This is a genomic window from Arthrospira sp. PCC 8006 (assembly GCF_046480465.1).
In the GTDB taxonomy this organism is placed as follows: domain Bacteria; phylum Cyanobacteriota; class Cyanobacteriia; order Cyanobacteriales; family Microcoleaceae; genus Limnospira; species Limnospira platensis.
The window spans coordinates 1-17,137 of the sequence record NZ_PKGG01000104.1; the positions used below are offsets into that span (position 1 = coordinate 1).

13 protein-coding genes and 1 pseudogene are annotated in these 17,137 nt (G+C 46.3%); 8 read left to right on the top strand and 6 right to left on the bottom strand.

Annotated features, from left to right (window positions below):
- Nucleotides 1–21: 21 nt before the first annotated feature.
- The gene (locus B9T16_RS15470) at nucleotides 22–1,230 is read right to left on the bottom strand and encodes an ISNCY family transposase (RefSeq protein ID WP_410245187.1); all 1,209 of its coding nucleotides are present in this window, start codon (nucleotides 1,228–1,230) and stop codon (nucleotides 22–24) included.
- A gap of 331 nt (nucleotides 1,231–1,561) precedes the next feature.
- Between B9T16_RS15470 and B9T16_RS15475 the strand changes: the two genes are divergently transcribed.
- From B9T16_RS15475 to B9T16_RS15500, 6 genes are all read left to right on the top strand, one after another.
- Nucleotides 1,562–1,930 carry a 2Fe-2S iron-sulfur cluster-binding protein gene (locus B9T16_RS15475; RefSeq protein WP_006618757.1) on the top strand — a complete coding sequence of 123 codons (369 nt, stop codon included), beginning with the start codon at nucleotides 1,562–1,564 and terminating at the stop codon, nucleotides 1,928–1,930.
- Nucleotides 1,920–2,465 (top strand): thermonuclease family protein, encoded by a 546-nt coding sequence (locus B9T16_RS15480; RefSeq protein WP_152088605.1) that lies wholly within the window; start codon nucleotides 1,920–1,922, stop codon nucleotides 2,463–2,465. Before B9T16_RS15475 ends, B9T16_RS15480 begins: the two co-directional genes overlap by 11 nt.
- 174 nt (nucleotides 2,466–2,639) lie before the next feature.
- Nucleotides 2,640–3,452, top strand: coding sequence for an inositol monophosphatase family protein (locus B9T16_RS15485; RefSeq protein WP_410245179.1), 813 nt, complete (start codon nucleotides 2,640–2,642; stop codon nucleotides 3,450–3,452).
- A 297-nt stretch (nucleotides 3,453–3,749) separates the two neighbouring features.
- Nucleotides 3,750–4,661: a J domain-containing protein gene (locus tag B9T16_RS15490; protein WP_410245180.1), complete on the top strand. Its 912-nt coding sequence runs from the start codon at nucleotides 3,750–3,752 to the stop codon at nucleotides 4,659–4,661.
- Nucleotides 4,662–4,753: 92 nt separating this feature from the next.
- Nucleotides 4,754–5,989, top strand: a complete 1,236-nt coding sequence (locus B9T16_RS15495) for an ATP phosphoribosyltransferase regulatory subunit (protein ID WP_410245181.1) — start codon at nucleotides 4,754–4,756, stop codon at nucleotides 5,987–5,989.
- Between the two features lie 611 nt (nucleotides 5,990–6,600).
- Nucleotides 6,601–7,839: an LL-diaminopimelate aminotransferase gene (locus B9T16_RS15500; RefSeq protein ID WP_410245182.1), complete on the top strand. Its 1,239-nt coding sequence runs from the start codon at nucleotides 6,601–6,603 to the stop codon at nucleotides 7,837–7,839.
- A gap of 106 nt (nucleotides 7,840–7,945) precedes the next feature.
- On the opposite strand, the gene infB is transcribed toward B9T16_RS15500, so the two are convergent.
- The 5 genes from infB to B9T16_RS15525 form a co-directional block, all read right to left on the bottom strand.
- Complete coding sequence (gene infB / locus B9T16_RS15505) at nucleotides 7,946–11,068, bottom strand: translation initiation factor IF-2 (protein ID WP_410245183.1); 3,123 nt, start codon at nucleotides 11,066–11,068, stop codon at nucleotides 7,946–7,948.
- Nucleotides 11,069–11,379: 311 nt separating this feature from the next.
- Nucleotides 11,380–11,646 carry a YlxR family protein gene (locus tag B9T16_RS15510; protein ID WP_035737147.1) on the bottom strand — a complete coding sequence of 89 codons (267 nt, stop codon included), beginning with the start codon at nucleotides 11,644–11,646 and terminating at the stop codon, nucleotides 11,380–11,382.
- Nucleotides 11,647–11,685: 39 nt separating this feature from the next.
- Complete coding sequence (nusA, locus tag B9T16_RS15515) at nucleotides 11,686–12,933, bottom strand: transcription termination factor NusA (protein WP_410245184.1); 1,248 nt, start codon at nucleotides 12,931–12,933, stop codon at nucleotides 11,686–11,688.
- A 70-nt stretch (nucleotides 12,934–13,003) separates the two neighbouring features.
- Complete coding sequence (gene rimP / locus B9T16_RS15520; RefSeq protein ID WP_006618766.1) at nucleotides 13,004–13,465, bottom strand: ribosome maturation factor RimP; 462 nt, start codon at nucleotides 13,463–13,465, stop codon at nucleotides 13,004–13,006.
- A 316-nt stretch (nucleotides 13,466–13,781) separates the two neighbouring features.
- Complete coding sequence (locus B9T16_RS15525) at nucleotides 13,782–15,236, bottom strand: hypothetical protein (protein WP_410245185.1); 1,455 nt, start codon at nucleotides 15,234–15,236, stop codon at nucleotides 13,782–13,784.
- 86 nt (nucleotides 15,237–15,322) lie between these two features.
- Here B9T16_RS15525 and B9T16_RS15530 point away from each other — a divergent pair, with 86 nt between their 5' ends.
- Nucleotides 15,323–16,315 carry a glycosyltransferase family 2 protein gene (locus tag B9T16_RS15530; RefSeq protein ID WP_410245186.1) on the top strand — a complete coding sequence of 331 codons (993 nt, stop codon included), beginning with the start codon at nucleotides 15,323–15,325 and terminating at the stop codon, nucleotides 16,313–16,315.
- Nucleotides 16,316–16,901: 586 nt separating this feature from the next.
- Nucleotides 16,902–17,137, top strand: a pseudogene (locus B9T16_RS15535) (hypothetical protein); the annotation flags it as partial.

Sequence of the window (17,137 nt, forward strand, 5' to 3'; positions counted from 1 at the left end):
AGCAATTCTCATTATGGAAATTCAACTGCTATCGGGCGGGATGTCTAACTCGAGACCTTCAAGCATAAAGGTCAGAAGGTGCTCCCAACTGTCGAAGTACAGGTAACGGGTCAACGCCCGCAAATCATCAAAAAAGGTTTGGCGGGTGGGCAAGTGCGCTCGTAGTAACTGGTACTTGTCATCGAGCAACTCCAGCAGGGTATGGAAGAGCAGCGAGAGGATGTTGAGGGTCGCCAGCAAGGAGGAAAGATGCTGCTGGCCATGGCCGAAATTGTGTTCTAGATGGTAGCCCTTGGTCTTGAGGGTATTGTTGTTCTCATTCTCAACTTTCCAGCGAGTCCGCCCGGCTAGAACCACGTCTGCTACATTGTCATCGCTAAGAGAATAACTGGTGGCAAAGGAGTTCTGATAGGTCACCTTGCCATCAGCCGTAGTAACGGTGAGTTCACACCAGTTGACTAGCAGGGCATCATCGCTATCTCTCAGAGGCACTCCGTTGAGATAGCGGTAGGTATAGGTTTTCTCAACTTTACCCGTCCACTTCTGGGTCGTGATGGTTGGGAGTTCGATGCCCTCTAGGTGTTCATAGAGGGTACTGTGAGACTCGGGGCGACAGACCAGGATGAAGTTAAGTTGCTGCTCGATAAACTGCAGGCACAACGGTTGGTGGCAATAGAGGTCATCCCCTAAAACCGTAACGTTTAAAGCCCTTAAGCGTTGCCCTTGCCGCGATAGCCAGCGTTTGGCAGCTGCATTCTCACAATCTTGCTTGTCATGACCATCTTGGGGCACGACAAATTCAGGAGCCAAGGGAATCACACGAGTCTGTCCTGGAGCCACGATGACTGGGGTGACGACGCTATGGAAGTAATGGGTTTCTCCTGACTTTAGGGTGCGCCTTGAGCAGTGGGGGCAGTGAATTTTGCGGGAACTGAAGTATTCTGTGCCATCCAACGCTACTAATAGACTGCCGGCTAGGGAACGGAAGCCTTCCAATTGCCCCTGGGCTTCCAACACTTGTAAAACTTCCTCAAACACCGGAAACAGGTGGTCTGGGGACACTGGATCTAATAAATCCCGGATCTGGTTGTCGCAGGGAATCCGATGAACTCCAAACAAACTTTGGGCATTGCTCTTGCCTTTGCTGCCCTCCATCAGACGTTGATAAGCCAGAAACGACGGCGTTTGAGTGAAAAAAACACTCAACGCGCTTAAGGCGGCATCCTCCATTCCATAGCGACGATTTTTACCCGTTCGCTTGTCTGGTAGCGACGACAAGCACTGGCGGACAGACCCCACTACGGTGTCAAACCAACCTGGCTTTTTCAACAGCTCTKGCCCTCCTGGGTTTTTCAGATGCCATTACTATACAGGGATACTGGGGACTTGAACAGTTTTTCGCCAAAATGAGAATTGCTGCTTCTAGGGCGGGGTTTTAGACCCATGATTTTTGATAAATTGGCGGTGGGTGGTTGTCTGTTGTCTGTTGGCTGTTGCTTGTTTGTGGCTAAAATCTCCTATGATAGGAGGGGCTGTGAAAAAAAATGCAAGAACTGATATTATGTCCGCCTATCATACAATTCGTATTAACGATCGCCAAAGGGATAAGTCCTACTGTGTGCAAGTTCCAGAGGATCGCTACATCCTCCCATGTGCAGAAAATCAGGGTTCAGATTTACCCTATTCTTGTCGCAATGGTGCTTGTACAACTTGCGCGGTGCGGGTGATTTCAGGAGAGTTGTATCAGCCGGAGGCGATGGGATTATCTCCAGAACTACAGGAGGAAGGATATGCTTTGCTCTGTGTGAGCTATCCCCGTTCAGACCTGGAAGTGGAAACCCAGGACGAGGATGAAGTCTACGAACTCCAGTTTGGTCGCTACTTTGGTAAAGGTAAGGTGCGATCGGGGTTGCCCTTAGATGAAGATTAGTCATAAGCCACTGAGATTGATGCTTACCGGACTGTTACTCCTGTTGTGGGGTATCGTGGGGGTTGGGTGTTCTGAACCGCCGGAAATGCCCACAGGTATGACTGTCAGAGTAGAACGGGTGGTTAGTGGTCAGACCATAGAAATTGTCAGTCCTACCGAGAATATACCCAGATTACAGCGGGTAAGACTGATTGGCATTAATGCCCCGGACCTAAGACAAGACCCCTGGGGAATGGAAGCTAAACGAAGGCTACAGCAGCTTTGTCAGGGACAGCAGGTGCTATTAGAATTAGACCAAATGGAAAGCGATCGCTATGATCGCCTATTAGCATATATATGGCGCGATGAAATTCTGGTTAATGAGGAATTGGTTAAACAAGGTTACGCCCTCGCTGAAGCCGGAATTTACAACAACAAATACAGCCAACGTCTTGACAATGCCCAACGGTGGGCTAGAATCATGGGGTTAGGTATCTGGAACCCAGAACAACCTATGCGATTTACCCCCGCTGAGTTTCGCCAACAACAGTCCTGACTGAAAAAGAGGCAGCCGACAGTCTGGGGGTAAGCGAAAATTAATCAATTTCAGATTCCCTATATCATCAAAACTTATCCCCAACCGCAGGGTTTCGCTACTCTCAAAATTATTATTGATTAATCGGGTTATTGTCTGAATCTGTGACCAGAAACTGATGGAATTTTTGCCAATATGACTCAAGAACAATTACAAACATTTTTAGATGTGGCTACCCTAGCAGCGACTGCGGGGGGTACGGTCTTAAAGTATTACTGGGGTAATTTACAAGATATTCAAGAGAAAGGACGCTCAGGAGATTTAGTCACAGAAGCCGATAAAGCCTCAGAAGCGGCGATTTTGGAGGTTCTCAAGCGTCATGTTCCCAGTCATGGTATTCTTACGGAAGAGTCTGGTAGTTTGGGGGATACTAGCAGCCGCTATTTGTGGGCGATCGACCCCCTCGATGGTACTACTAACTATGCTCATCAGTATCCAGCATTTGCCACCTCGATCGCCCTTTTGATTGATGGAGTCCCCCAGGTCGGTGCGGTATATAATCCCTTTCATGATGAATTATTCCAGGGTGCGATCGGTCATGGTGCGACCTGTAACGGTAAACCCATCAAGGTCTCTCAAGCCAATTCCCTAGATAAAAGTCTATTGGTGACAGGGTTTGCTTATGACCGTCGCGAAACCCCAGATAATAATTATGCCGAATTTTGTTATCTAACCCACCTAACTCAGGGAGTCAGGCGTGGTGGGTCTGCTTCTGTAGATTTAGCCTATGTCGCCTGCGGACGTTTAGATGGTTATTGGGAGAGAGGACTGTCTCCCTGGGACTTGGCGGCGGGGGTGGTCTTAGTCCAAGAAGCTGGGGGAAAGGTAACAGCCTATGATCAGAGTCCTTTTGACATAAAATCTGGGCGCATTTTAGCTACCAATGGTTCCCTACATTCTAGCCTTAGTAAAGCCCTTTTAGAAACACCCCCCTTATCTTCCTGGTAGCTTTTGACTCCCACAGGAGAATCACCAATCAGTCAGAAAATATGTCAAAATAAGATTGAGCAGCAGTTGGGCTTGAGTTGATTGCGGTCAGATGTACACACAGATACGGTGATCCGGTTATGTCTGTGGGCTTAACTAGCTAATCATCCGTAATTGTGCCAGGCTTAACTGTTATGCTTTCCGGTTGAGGGTTATATGGAATATCCTCGATATGGTTGCATCTAGTTATAATCCCATAAATATCACTGAAAATCAGAATTTAACTTAGCATTTCTCAGATACCCAAAGGCGAATACTATGTCATTTAAAATAAATCAAGGATTATTCCAGCTTGGAATTACGGACAATCATGCTATTTTAGGTATTAAAATAGATGCTGATTTTAATGCTATTCGCAAACAATATATGAGGATTGCGCGTCGTTTGCATCCAGATACTTCGGCTTTTCAGGAAACTGAAGATAAGGAATTGGGGAAAGAATTATTGGCGAAATTGGTGAGTCCGGCTTATAACAAATTTTCTAAGGATGATGATAAACGAGAATATGAATTGTTAATAAACACCATAGCCGATCGCATTAAAAAAGACCCCAATAGTATTGAAATATCGACAGAAGCAGCTAAACAGCTACAGACCATAGGTGATTTTAATCAAGCCTATGAAACCAGTTTACAGGAACTGGTGGAACAACAGTATGAATCCCCGAAACAAGCCCTGGCTAGAATTGGTGAAATTAGCGAACTGAATTTAGTGTATTTAATGCGATCGCGATCGGGTAATGTGGTCGCTACACCCACGCCGCCACCCCCACCAGCAGAAGCTAAGTCAGAGGAAGCGCCGCCACCCCGACCGGTGAAAACATCTTTTGTCGATAAGGCTTGCGATCGCGCCGTCCAGTTAATGGAAACTAGCAACTATGCTAAAGCTATTCTGGAACTCAAAGACGCGGTAAAACGGGAACCGTCACACCCCCGTTGTCATGGTCTATTAGGGTTGATTTATATTAAACAAAATCAGCCTAAATTAGGTACACCCCATATTAGAAAAGCCCTAAGTATTGATCCAAATCAGCCGGAAGCGATCGAAGCCCAACAACTAATTCAGAAAACAGCTACCACCTCCTCTAGTGTCAAAGGTAAAAGTAAAAAGTCAGCTTCAGGAAGCGGCGGTTTATTAGGGCGACTATTTGGCGGGAGTAAGAAAAAGTGAAGGCCGCCATTGTGAATAAATCGACTCAATTGCAGGTAATCTGTAATAATCTGTAAGCCGTCCCCTAATTTTGTACTACTTTTTTTAATCCCATGATTCATCAACCGCCACCGGGTGCGCGAGATCTACTTCCTCTCGATGTAGCCCAAAAAATTTGGATTGAACGCCGACTACAGCAAGTATTTCATCGCTGGGGCTATCATCGCATTATTACCTCTACCCTAGAAAGGCTTGATACCCTCATGGCTGGGGGGGCGGTACAACGTTCAACAGTCATCCAATTACAAGATGCAGAAAATGAAGGTTTGGGACTGCGCCCGGAATTAACGGCTTCTATTGCTAGGGCGGCGGTTTCTCGCATGGCGGGGAATGACCACTGGCCGCAACGTCTGTATTACAATGCTAATATCTTCCGCAAGGGTGGAGAGACGGGACATGGTACGCAGTTAGAATTTTATCAGGCTGGGGTAGAATTACTTGGGGCTGATGGAGTCCGGGCTGACTGGGAAGTTTTATTGCTGCTATGGGACTGTTTGCGATCGCTCAACTTACAAAACCCACAGTTTATCCTAGGGGAAGCTGGATTAACGCGATCGCTTTTATCTCCCTTTGCGCCACCGTTACGCGATCAAGTTCGACAGGCGATCGCTAATCTCGATAGAATTACCCTGGAAACCCTTTCCATGTCGCCAGAATTGCGACAACGGGCTTTATTCCTCTTTGACTTGCGCGGTCGTCCTGAAGACGTTTTAGCCAAGGTTTCCCAACTAGACCTAGACGACAGCCAAAGATCTGCCCTCAACAACCTAAAATCCTTAATTGATGGTCTCAATCAATATCAGAAATGGCGACCAGATACTCTATCTCCCATGTCCATCACCCTAGATCTCAGTCTGATTCAGACTTTTGACTACTACACAGGCATTGTCTTTATTGTAGTCAGTGATAGTCATTCGGGTTCACGAGTATTAGGTCGCGGCGGACGTTATGACCAGCTTTTAGGACTTTATCACCCACAGGGAGAAACTAAACCCAGTATTGGCTTTTCCCTCACCATTGAGGAACTGCATCAGGTATTATTAGACATGGGAGAGCTTCCCTCTGATATTCCCTCCGGTGATTGTTTGGTGGTTCCCAAAACCCCTCAAGCTGAAGTCGCCGCCTTTGCTTATGCACAAGATTTGCGTCAGTCCCAGGATGCACAGGTACAAATGGAATTGAGTATTTCCGATGATTTACTCGCCCTCCGAGAGTCCGCCCGTCGCCGGGGAATTACCCAAATCGCCTGGGTAGATGAACAAGGTAATCCTACCTTAGAAGTGATCTAATTTCAGTCTACATTATACCCACCACAATTATCCATTAATTCCCTGGTGGGGTGGCGCGGGTTTATTCATCTGGTCGTGGGGAATATTTACTGATGACAGAATTCTCTGGAACCATAACTATGTTAAGTACCAAGATTTAGCCAAATACAGGCGGGATTTATTGAATGGGGGAGATTTATTGAAAATGTTACCCCAGGAATCAGAGCGGAATAGTTTGACTAAATTTTTGCTAGAAATTAGTGAACAATATGCCTCAGTTTAAGTCTCTATGAATCTCCGGAATTAACAACAGGCGATACAGTTAAGATGGTGCGTCAATTATTTCGAGGTGTCGTTGACCACTATATATGCCAGGTTTGACGCACCCTACATTAAGATGGTGCGTCAATTATTTCGAGGTGTCGTTGACCACTATATATGCCAGGTTTGACGCACCCTACAGGGAATTTTGGGGTGGTTAATTGCTCCCAAATAACCCTTAATTATTCCGAGGTGTCGTTGACTCCGATATCTTCCTGGTTGGAAGGACCCTACAAAGACTGTGTTTACAAATAAGCGATCGCACGTCCCCCCTAGGCGGTAAGCTGTTGGAGAGTGTTTGCACAGTAACGATGACAACTATTAACGATAATTACCTAAAACTCAAAGCTGGCTACCTATTTCCAGAAATCGCCCGGCGGGTTAATACCTTTGCGGAAGCCAACCCCGACGCACAAATAATTAAACTGGGAATTGGTGATGTCACCGAACCTTTACCAGAAGCCTGCCGAACTGCTATGATTAAAGCCGTTGAGGAAATGGGCGATCGCTCTACATTCAAGGGCTATGGACCAGAACAGGGTTATAGCTGGTTGCGCGAAAAAATTGCCCAACATGACTTTCAAGCCAGAGGCGGCGATATTGACCCAGAGGAAATCTTTATCTCTGACGGTTCCAAATGCGACACTGGGAACATTCTCGATATTTTTGGCAAAGATAACACCATTGCCGTCACCGATCCAGTCTATCCCGTCTATGTAGATACCAACGTCATGGCAGGAAATACCGGACCCGTCAATGAGCGTGGGGAATATGAGGGGTTGCTATACCTTCCCATTACCGCCGAGAATAATTTTACCGCCRAAATTCCTAGCGATCGCGTCGATTTAATTTATCTGTGTTTCCCCAATAACCCCACAGGCGCTACAGCCACCAAAGAACACCTGAAACAATGGGTTGATTACGCCCGCGCCAACCGTTCAATTATCCTATTTGATGCCGCCTACGAAGCCTTTATTACCGACCCCAGCCTACCTCACTCCATCTATGAAATTGAAGGCGCTCGTGAATGTGCGATCGAATTCCGTTCCTTCTCCAAAAATGCTGGTTTTACCGGCACTCGTTGCGCCTTCACCGTCGTTCCCAAAACATTAATGGCAAAAACCTCCTCCGGGTCTGATGTCGAGCTGTGGAAGCTGTGGAACCGCCGCCAGTCCACCAAATTTAACGGAGTCTCCTACATTATACAACGGGGAGCCGAGGCAGTGTATTCCCCCGACGGACAATCCCAAATCCAACAACTCGTAAATTTCTACCTAGAAAACGCCCAAATCATTCGCGAAAAATTGACCGCCGCCGGACTCACAGTTTATGGTGGTGTCAATGCCCCCTATGTATGGGTCAAAACCCCCAGCGGTCTATCAAGTTGGGACTTTTTTGATAAATTACTGCAAACCTGTAATGTAGTAGGAACACCAGGTTCCGGTTTTGGTGCAGCCGGGGAAGGATATTTCCGCATTTCAGCCTTTAACAGCCGTGAAAACGTAGAAGCCGCCATGGAACGCATCACAGACAAGTTTAAAACCCTCTGAAATTAGTTCACAGCAAAAACCCCGGCTTCTTCAAGAAACCGGGGTAGCGTGCGCCAGAGACTACCGATTGCAGTCAACAATAATGTCTAGCTAACCAAGAAAGTCCCTAGCGGGAGAGAGTCCGACGCTTAGTCACCATTCGATAGGCTTCAATAGAGTCACTCTCATTCCAGTCATTGAAGTTTTCTGCCGCAATACCACATTCATATCCAGCATTAACTTCCTTCACATCATCTTTAATCCGCTTCAGGGAGTCAAGGAAGCCATCATAGACTATCTGTCCACCGCGATGAACTCGGATTTTGCAGTTACGAATCAGCTTACCAGACTGAACATAACACCCAGCCACACGGGAACGACCTACAGGGAAAATAGCCCGCACTTCCGCTTGACCAAGAGGTTCTTCCACCAATTCCGGTTCTAGCATACCCTCCATCGCCGCTTCAATATCATCGAGGAGGTTATAGATAATGTTGTATTCACGAATATCAACCCCAGCGCGGTCAGCTGCGCCTCGTGCGCCACTGGCGACAGTAGTATTAAAACCAATCAAAACCGCATCACTAGCCGCTGCTAGGTCAATATCAGTCTCTGTCACCTCACCCGCCGCCGCTAACAGCAGTCGCAGTTGTACCTCCTTCTGAGGTAATTTCTTCAAAGCATTAACTATAGCCTCTACAGACCCCTGAACATCAGCTTTCAGAATAATATTGAGGTCTTTAAGTTCTCCCTCCTGAACCCTAGCCGACAAAGCACTGAGACTAACCCGACCCTGGAGTAAGCGAGACTGTCGGGCTGTATTCGCCCGTTCCGAAGCCAAAGCCGCCGCCTCTTTTTCGCTCTCAAACACCTCAAACTCATCTCCGGCCGCCGGAACATCCCGCAAACCCAAAACCTCAACCGCAAACGAAGGGCTCGCATTATCGACCCGTTCACCATGATCATCAATCATAGCCCGAACCTTACCTAGGGCAGAACCTGCTAAGATTACATCTCCTACCCGCAGAGTCCCATTCTGTACTAACAGAGTAGCCACCGGGCCCCGTGCTTTATCTAGGTTAGCCTCAATCACCGTACCCTTAGCCATACGGTTAGGATTAGCATAGAGGTCCTCAACTTCCGCCACCAACAGCAACATCTCTAGCAGAGTATCCAGATTTCCGCCATTAATAGCACTAACCGGAACTATAATCGTATCACCGCCCCACTCTTCAGGAACTAAACCATATTCCGTCAGTTCCTGCTTAACTCGGTCTGGTTGAGCCGACTCCTTATCCATTTTGTTAATGGCAATTACCATCGGCACACCCGCCGCCTTAGCATGGCTAATAGCCTCCACTGTCTGAGGTCGCACCCCATCATCAGCAGCTACCACCAGAATAGCAATATCCGTAACTCTGGCTCCCCTCGCTCGCATAGCGGTAAAGGCTTCGTGACCAGGAGTATCTAAGAAAACCACCTGTTGAGTCTCGCCCGACTCATTTGTTACATCAACATGGTAAGCACCAATATGCTGGGTAATGCCTCCCGCTTCTCCCTGGGCTACCTTAGTTTTGCGAATAGAATCGAGCAGGGTAGTTTTTCCGTGGTCAACGTGACCCATAATCGTTACCACTGGCGGACGGCGTTGGAGATTATCCAAATCCTCCGCATTGAGCATATTATCAGGTTTTTGAGCCTCTGATTTCTGCTCCTCCGTTACCACCGTAACCTCTAATTCCTCACAAACCATCGAAATAGTTTTGAAATCTAGGGTTTCTGTGATATTAACCGCAATACCACGGGAGAACAGACGCTTGATAATTTCCGTTTCCGCAATTAACAGAGCATGAGCGAGTTCCTGAACCGTCATCGGTCCTTGAACTACTAAACGCTCCACCTTTTCTGGTAATGCTGGTGTAGGCGATCGCCGAGAAGTAGCCGTTGAATTGCCGCCACTACCACCCGAATTGCGAGATGGTGCTGACTTTCTTCGTCCCTGATTAGAGACTACAGCCAATTTTCCGGCACCAGAACCAGTTTTAGCCTTGGGAGGTCGAGCTAAGGACATACTCAGAGCCTCAGACTCCGAGCTATTGGCCGTCAGGCTATCAAAATCTTCATCATCTTCATCATCAATCAGAGGCTTAATCCGGGGGCGCTTCACCTTGGCTTTAGCTGCCTTACCACCCTTTTCATCATCATCATCTTCATCATCCACAGCACTGGCGCGCTTGGGTGAAGTCATCGGTTGGGGCCGCTTCAGGGTTAAACCGCGTTTGGGGCGTTTCGACTCCAATATTCCATCATCTTCAGGCATAGCCCCGATATCACTATCATCCTCGATGATATCAGTGGAGTCTGTCTTAATCGCGACGGTTGATTGTCTCGAAGGTGGTGGTTGTAGTTCCGGCATCGACTTGGCAGGTTTCACCGTAGAAACCCGCCTTTTCACGTCTCTAACCTCTTGGTTATCAGAGGGAACTGGCCGTTTTTTCTGTTTGGAAGCTACTGGTTTATCAGCTTTATCAGCTTTATCAGCGCTTTTATCCACGGGAGCGCTCCCTCCCTGACTCGGTTTGGGAGTTGGCTTATTCTGTTTTAAAACTGGCTTACGAGACAGTTGCGGAGATTTAGTCGCTGTCGGTACAGGTCGGGCCGGGGGCGCTACTAAAGTCGGTGATTCTTCCTCAGTAGTCGATTTAGACACCTGCGGAGTCGTTTTTTCGGGCTTAATAGTCCCGCTGACATCATCTTGGGCTGTGGTAGCTCCAGAAGAGGTAACTTCCACAGGGGGTTTGCGGGGAGGTTGGGGGGAATTATTAGGTTTTGGCAACTCGGATATATTGGTTTGAGAACTGACAGATGATTCGGACAAGTTGGGGGGTTTGGGGGGAGTGGCAACGGATTCAGCAGATGGCTCAGGCTGGGGTGAGTCTGCTGGTGATGGTTGATTTTCTGGTCTGATGAGGTTTGGTCTGCGAATTTCTAAAATCTGTTGCTTTTTCTTGTCAGCCCCCCCACCACCACCGGAATGGGATTGATGGGCTGCATCGGGGTTTTCATCAGACCATGTGGAAATCGGATGACTGGCGACGTATTTCTCGATCCGTTCGGCATCTGATTCCGTAATTGTACTGCTATGGCTTTTGACAGAGATATTCAGCCGTTCACACACGGCTAAGATGTCTTTGTTCTCCAAATTTAACTCTCGTGATAGTTCGTAAATTCTGACTTTGACGTTGTTCATCCACTCTTGCCTCTTCGTACCAACCCGTTTTTTATTATATTGACATTATTTTAGGGGTTCTACCAACTGCGATCGCCTCCACTGGGTTACACTGTACCACTTTCAGCTCGATCGCCATCGGTACTATATCAACTTACATTTGTTTACTACAGAAACAGTTTAAGCCCTAAACAGACATAATGCCAATTATGCCCACCCTGATACCCTATTTGCAACCAGGGAAACTCTTGTTATTGACTTATGCTGTAATCACCTCCTTATAATTCCATATAGCGGGTTGATGGCTGTAAAATTTCAGTCCCCATACTACATTAGCTATCCGGCTGCGAGTCCGTAGCTAAACGCTGCCACAGGATTTGAAATACTTTTTCCGGCACCGGAGCCCTTAATGCTCGTCCGAGTCTATTTTTCTTCTGAGCAACCATCAGGCATTCAGCAGTTTGACAAACATAAGCTGAACGACCCATGCCTTCATCTAATTCTACCTGATGGGATGGATAGACTCTGACCAATCGCCAGAACTCCTGTTTAGCAGCCAGGCGGCGACAGGTAACACACCGACGAAGATGATCCACCATAATTTTGTATCCTCCCATTTATACCATCCCCAAAACCACCTATACCTGAATTTCAGATACTTCTGTAGCTTCTGGCTCTAAACTTTCCTCTTCCGATACTTCCCCAGTTAGTTGTCCCTGAAACTCCTGAGCCACCTTTTCATCTTCAGCCGCCGCATCATACTTAGCCACATCTTTAATATCAATTTTCCAACCCGTCAAACGTGCAGCCAAGCGCACATTCTGACCCTCTTTACCAATAGCCAGGCTCAATTGGTCTTCCGCTACCAGTACATGAGCCCGACGTTCCTCTGGGTTCACCAGACGCACTTCATCCACACGAGCCGGACTCAGAGCATTAGCAATATAAATTGACGGGTCAGGAGACCAGCGGATCACATCTATTTTCTCTCCCCGCAGTTCATTAACTACCACCTGAATTCGAGATCCCCGCGCCCCAATACAAGCTCCCACCGGGTCCACATCTCTGTCTAAAGTATCAACCGCAATCTTAGTTCGTGGACCTACATAATTCGAGGGCGGATTGGCTTCTCTAGCCACAGCCACAATTCTCACCACCTCGTCCTCAATTTCTGGCACCTCATTCGCAAACAGGTACACCACTAACCCCGCATCAGACCTAGAGACAATCAATTGAGGACCACGCTGGGAACCCTGGGAAACTCGCTTCAGATATACCCGAAAAGTCGCATTAGCTCGATAGTTATCCTTGGGTAATTGTTCTCGTTTCGGCAATTCCGCCTCAACTTCTGGCTGTCCATAAACACTACTTACAGCCATAATCACCGACTGGCGCTCAAATCTCAGTACCCGAGCCTGTAGGACGGTTCCTTCATGTTCGGCGAACTCATCCTGAATCATCTTCCGCTGTTTGTCCCGTAACTTCTGAGCCAAAACCTGTTTGGTTTGAATAGCAGCCATGCGCCCAAACTCATTTTGCTCTGGGGTAACATCTAAAGTTACTGTATCTCCCAATTGAGCTTCGGGAGCCACTTCCTGCACATCCTTGAGAGAAATTTGGTGGTCTTGGTTACTAGCTTGTTCCACAATGGTTAGGTTTTTGGCTAAAACCCTAAATCCCTCTTCCTCAACATCGAGTTCTACATCAAAATTATCGAAGTAGTCCTCAGTAAATTGGGTATCGATCTGAACCGTGCGCCTATAGCGTTCATACCCTTTGAGTAACGCTTCCCGCAGAGCCTCTTCTACCGCTTGTTTCGGTAGGTTGCGCTCCGTGGAGATGCTCTCAATCATATCTTTGAGTCCGGGTAAACTGACCATTGACATAATGATTTGTCCTCGTAGTAATTAGTTAAATACACAATTGAGATTAGCTGTTATACCTGTCGAATCGGGTTTATTCCCCTTCCTCTAGCAGGACTTGCGTGATTAAGGAATTGGGGATAGAGATTTGTCGCCCTTTCTGATTGATATGGACTGCCATCTCGTCGCGACCCACCAATTTTCCAGTTTGTTGTTTGTGTCCTTTGTAGGGTTCGGAGGTGGTGACTGTTACCGGAAATCCTTTGAAGGAGATAAAATCGCGATCGCAGCTTAGGGACCTCGATACTCCTGGACTCGATACTTCCAGAATATAAGCATCGGGAATTACATCTACCGCATCGAGTTGTTCTTCGAGGGCTCGACTCATCCGCTCACAATCTTCTAAACTGGTGTCTTGCTCCAAATTACGGATATCAACCCGCAGTACAGGAGGCTTCTGGTTAGTGTAAAACATTGCCCCCACGACTTCTAACCCCAGAGCCTTGGCGACTGGGGTGGCTAGGTCGATAATTTTGGGAATTAGGGGGTGAACCATAGTCAGATTTAATGTTAAAACGCTACAATTAGGCTCTATTAAGGTTTGTACCTCAGCCTAGGGTTACGGAAATCTGGAGATCATCCTTTACCATAGACCTGTCCTTTGGGGTTGGCCATGGAAATGCTGCCACTAAAAAAAGTGGGTGTCACCCACTTGTAGATGAAACTGTATCTTCCACAAGAAGCTGAGGGCTGACCCCCAGCTTAACTTCCTCATCTATTACTTTAGCTCACAATTTAACTATTCGATCATGGCAATTCCATAATTGCTAGTGGCTAGGCTATCTACGAGTGGGGGAGGGGGTCTCCTCGCCTCAGTCGGACTCATAAACAATCAATCCCTCTAATTTGCGCCTTTCCTGGATTGATGCTAGAACTTGCTCGAAGTTTTCTTCGTCCACTCGATGTATATAATTCAGTTTAATTTCTTCTAATAGATCCACCAGTAAATATTCAAACTGCTGCATTTGTTCCCCTTCAATTTCCTGCCATAATACTTTGCCAAAGTCCCGCACCAGTTGCTCTGTTAGTTGGCTTCCCTTGCGGTCCGACATGGCTTTACGAATCCCTTCATAGGCACTATTTGGACCCTCCGTAGCTAATTGGGATAGTTCCCCGATCAGGCGATCGCTTAATTCTTTAGCAATATTCTCAAATCCGGGCACTTTTTTAAACCTTTCTACCACCTCGGAATTTTTGACTACACTCTCCACATTATAACGAATTAGTGCCTCTATATCCGACTCTAGTTGTGGGATAACCTTATAAACCACCACCTGAATTAATTGATTAGAAATAAATTCGATTTCATTCAGGTTATTAATATTCATATACCGCTGCTGTTGTGACTGAGCGATCGCCTTACCAATATTACCTTCTCTCAGTTGGTCTTGCACTTGATTAATGAATTGGATAATCACCGCTTCCGTTAATTCCTGCGATACCGATGACACTAAACCTCTACTGGCAAATGCTCTGAGTTTCTCCAGCTTAATTAATCCGGTTTGATCTAAACGAATAGTCACCGGAATAATCCTTAATAATCTCGCCGTTGGCAGCGAAATAAACATTAAGATATCGTACCAACGCCAGAGCATTGCATCTAACCAAGTCACCGTGTTAAATTTACTGCTCACTACCCTAGTTCTAATCAGAAATTCCACTAAAAAGAACAGCACAAACGGAAAATCAATTCTCCAAAAATCATTGACAAAGTTACCCGTTTCTGATAATCGTCGAAAATAATTAGCCTCCATTAACGGCTTGATCTGACTTGTAAACCAGTCTATCTCCTCCATAAATCCATTGTCATCAAGATATTCAACACTCCAAAAAGTAGCGAAGGCTTGCTTAGAGGAATCGTCTGGGTTGGGAGCGCGATCGCGCATTCGATTTTTAATAGTCTCCAAAGCACCACTTTTATTAGCGATCGCAAAGGGGTTAGTATCAACCATTTCTATACTTTGCTGTTGCAGACTCAGCAGAATATCCTCCACTTCCGGTGATTCTAGTCCCGTCTCCACCACCTGGTTATTCAGAGCTGCTACAGTTTCTATATATCTGACCGTGTCCCGGTGGGGTTCAATCCCCATAATCGGATCATAGAGTTCCGTTAACTCTCGAAAGTGACGGAAATAAAAGTCACGCCAGGGTATATAACTAATATTAAATAAAACTAGGGCATAGTTGACAACGGCTATCATTGACAGACCTCGTTCGATCCACAGACCCACAGGGGTATTTTTATTAATCGCTCTCGGTTTTTTCATGGTCATAGACTCAATCGGTTCTGTTGACAACAACTAACTCTAGTTAAAATTTCAGTAATTGACTAATTGATTTTATTGATAATCTCATGTCTGAATCTTATCCCCGTATCAGTGTGGTGATCCCAGCCTACAACTGTGAACAGTATATTGCCGAAGCCATTGATAGCGTACTGGCTCAAACTGAGACTGATTATGAAATCATAGTTGTTGATGATGGTTCTCAAGACCAGACTCGCTCCGTGGTAGCCACTTATCACAGCCAAGTTCGCTATGTTTATCAGCATAATCAAGGGGTTTCCGTGGCGCGAAATCATGGTCTGAGTTTGGCTAGGGGTGAGTTTATCACTTTTCTTGATGCCGATGATTACTTTTTTCCCGATACCCTCCGAAGCCAACTCGCTGTATTTGATGCTGACCCGGAATTGGCGATCGTCCATAGTGGTTGGCGCAGGGTTAACCAAACCGGCGAAATGCTCATCGATGTTCAGCCCTGGGAAATGGTGGCTGAGTTAAATTTAGAGAATTGGTTACGCTGGAAGCCTTTGGGGACTATGGGAACTTTGATGTTCCGCCGCCAGGCTTTGCAGACCGTTGGAGGCTTTGAACCTGGGTTGGCTCATGCGGAGGATGTCGATTTGATTTTGCGTTTGGTATCTAGCGGCTATCGCAGCGCTTGGTTGAAGCGATCGACCGTCTGTTATCGTCAACACGATCGCAATACTATGCGAGATGGTATCTCTCAAGCCAAGTCTATCAATTATGTCCTCGATAAATTTTTTAATTTACCCGATATACCCTTGGAAATTAAAGTCATTGAGGACTGGGTTCGCTATAGTACCTTGGTCTGGAGTTCCTGGTATTTATACCATACTGGCTTCAATACTGAGATGGTCGAATATTTACAGCGCTCATGGTCTTATAGTCCTTTTCTACCCATGGAAACCGTTATTAATTGGGTCGAAAGTTTTACTCAGTATTCTCAAAATGTCGATGCTATTTTCGATGTTGATCATTTATCTACATCTCCTGAGTGGCAAGGCTTATTAAAATGGGTCATCAGTAGCCTGCAATACCCCTAGTCTCTATCTCATGTAACTACTTCGGGTTCCCTAGATTTAATCATTACACCCGACCTAAACCAATTAGGAAATTATGTTAAGTTTTGTAAAATTTGTCAAAAAGTCCCCCCGATCCTCCCAGCCGGGGGGTTGCTTTTTGGGTTGACCTATGCTATTGTATTAAATAATGGAAATCTTGGTAAAAATTTTACTTTGGGTTATGTTTCCATTATTTAACAGTATGCCAATATCCTACCATTAGTTACCGGTGCTTGTCAATCAGCTAGAACCATTTAACTTAAACCCTTATCCTGACAGCGATAGCGGGTTATTACTTAACCCAATAACTATGCCTAGTTACTCAAATGTTACTCACAATCTAGTCCTAGCACAGGAAAATAATTCTGTCAACGGTTGATTACTCAGTCAACAAGCAYAACYTARKCRAWCTGTCAAATRCCTACTATCTCCCCCYAACCAAACACCGATAGGGTAACTCTCTCGTGATACCCGTCAATGGCAAGCCTATCGGTTCGTTACGAACCATTGACTGCTATCACATCGGTCGCACCCCTAAGAGTGTTTGTTTCGGTTATGGGGGGAGGGTATGGCTCAAATTTCAAAACCCATAGGGGTAGTCAGATTATTGATTATTAGTGAAATCTTGAGGAGCCTACTCACTACCAACAAAATGCGATCGCATTATCTAATCATCACCCCGCTGAATTCAGTTCACTACCAACATAACGCGTTTCAACTGGTGACTTGTTTGGGGATGGTAGCCACTACCCACATAATCCTAGACAATTGCTTTACCAGCGACATCGGTTATCAACATACTCC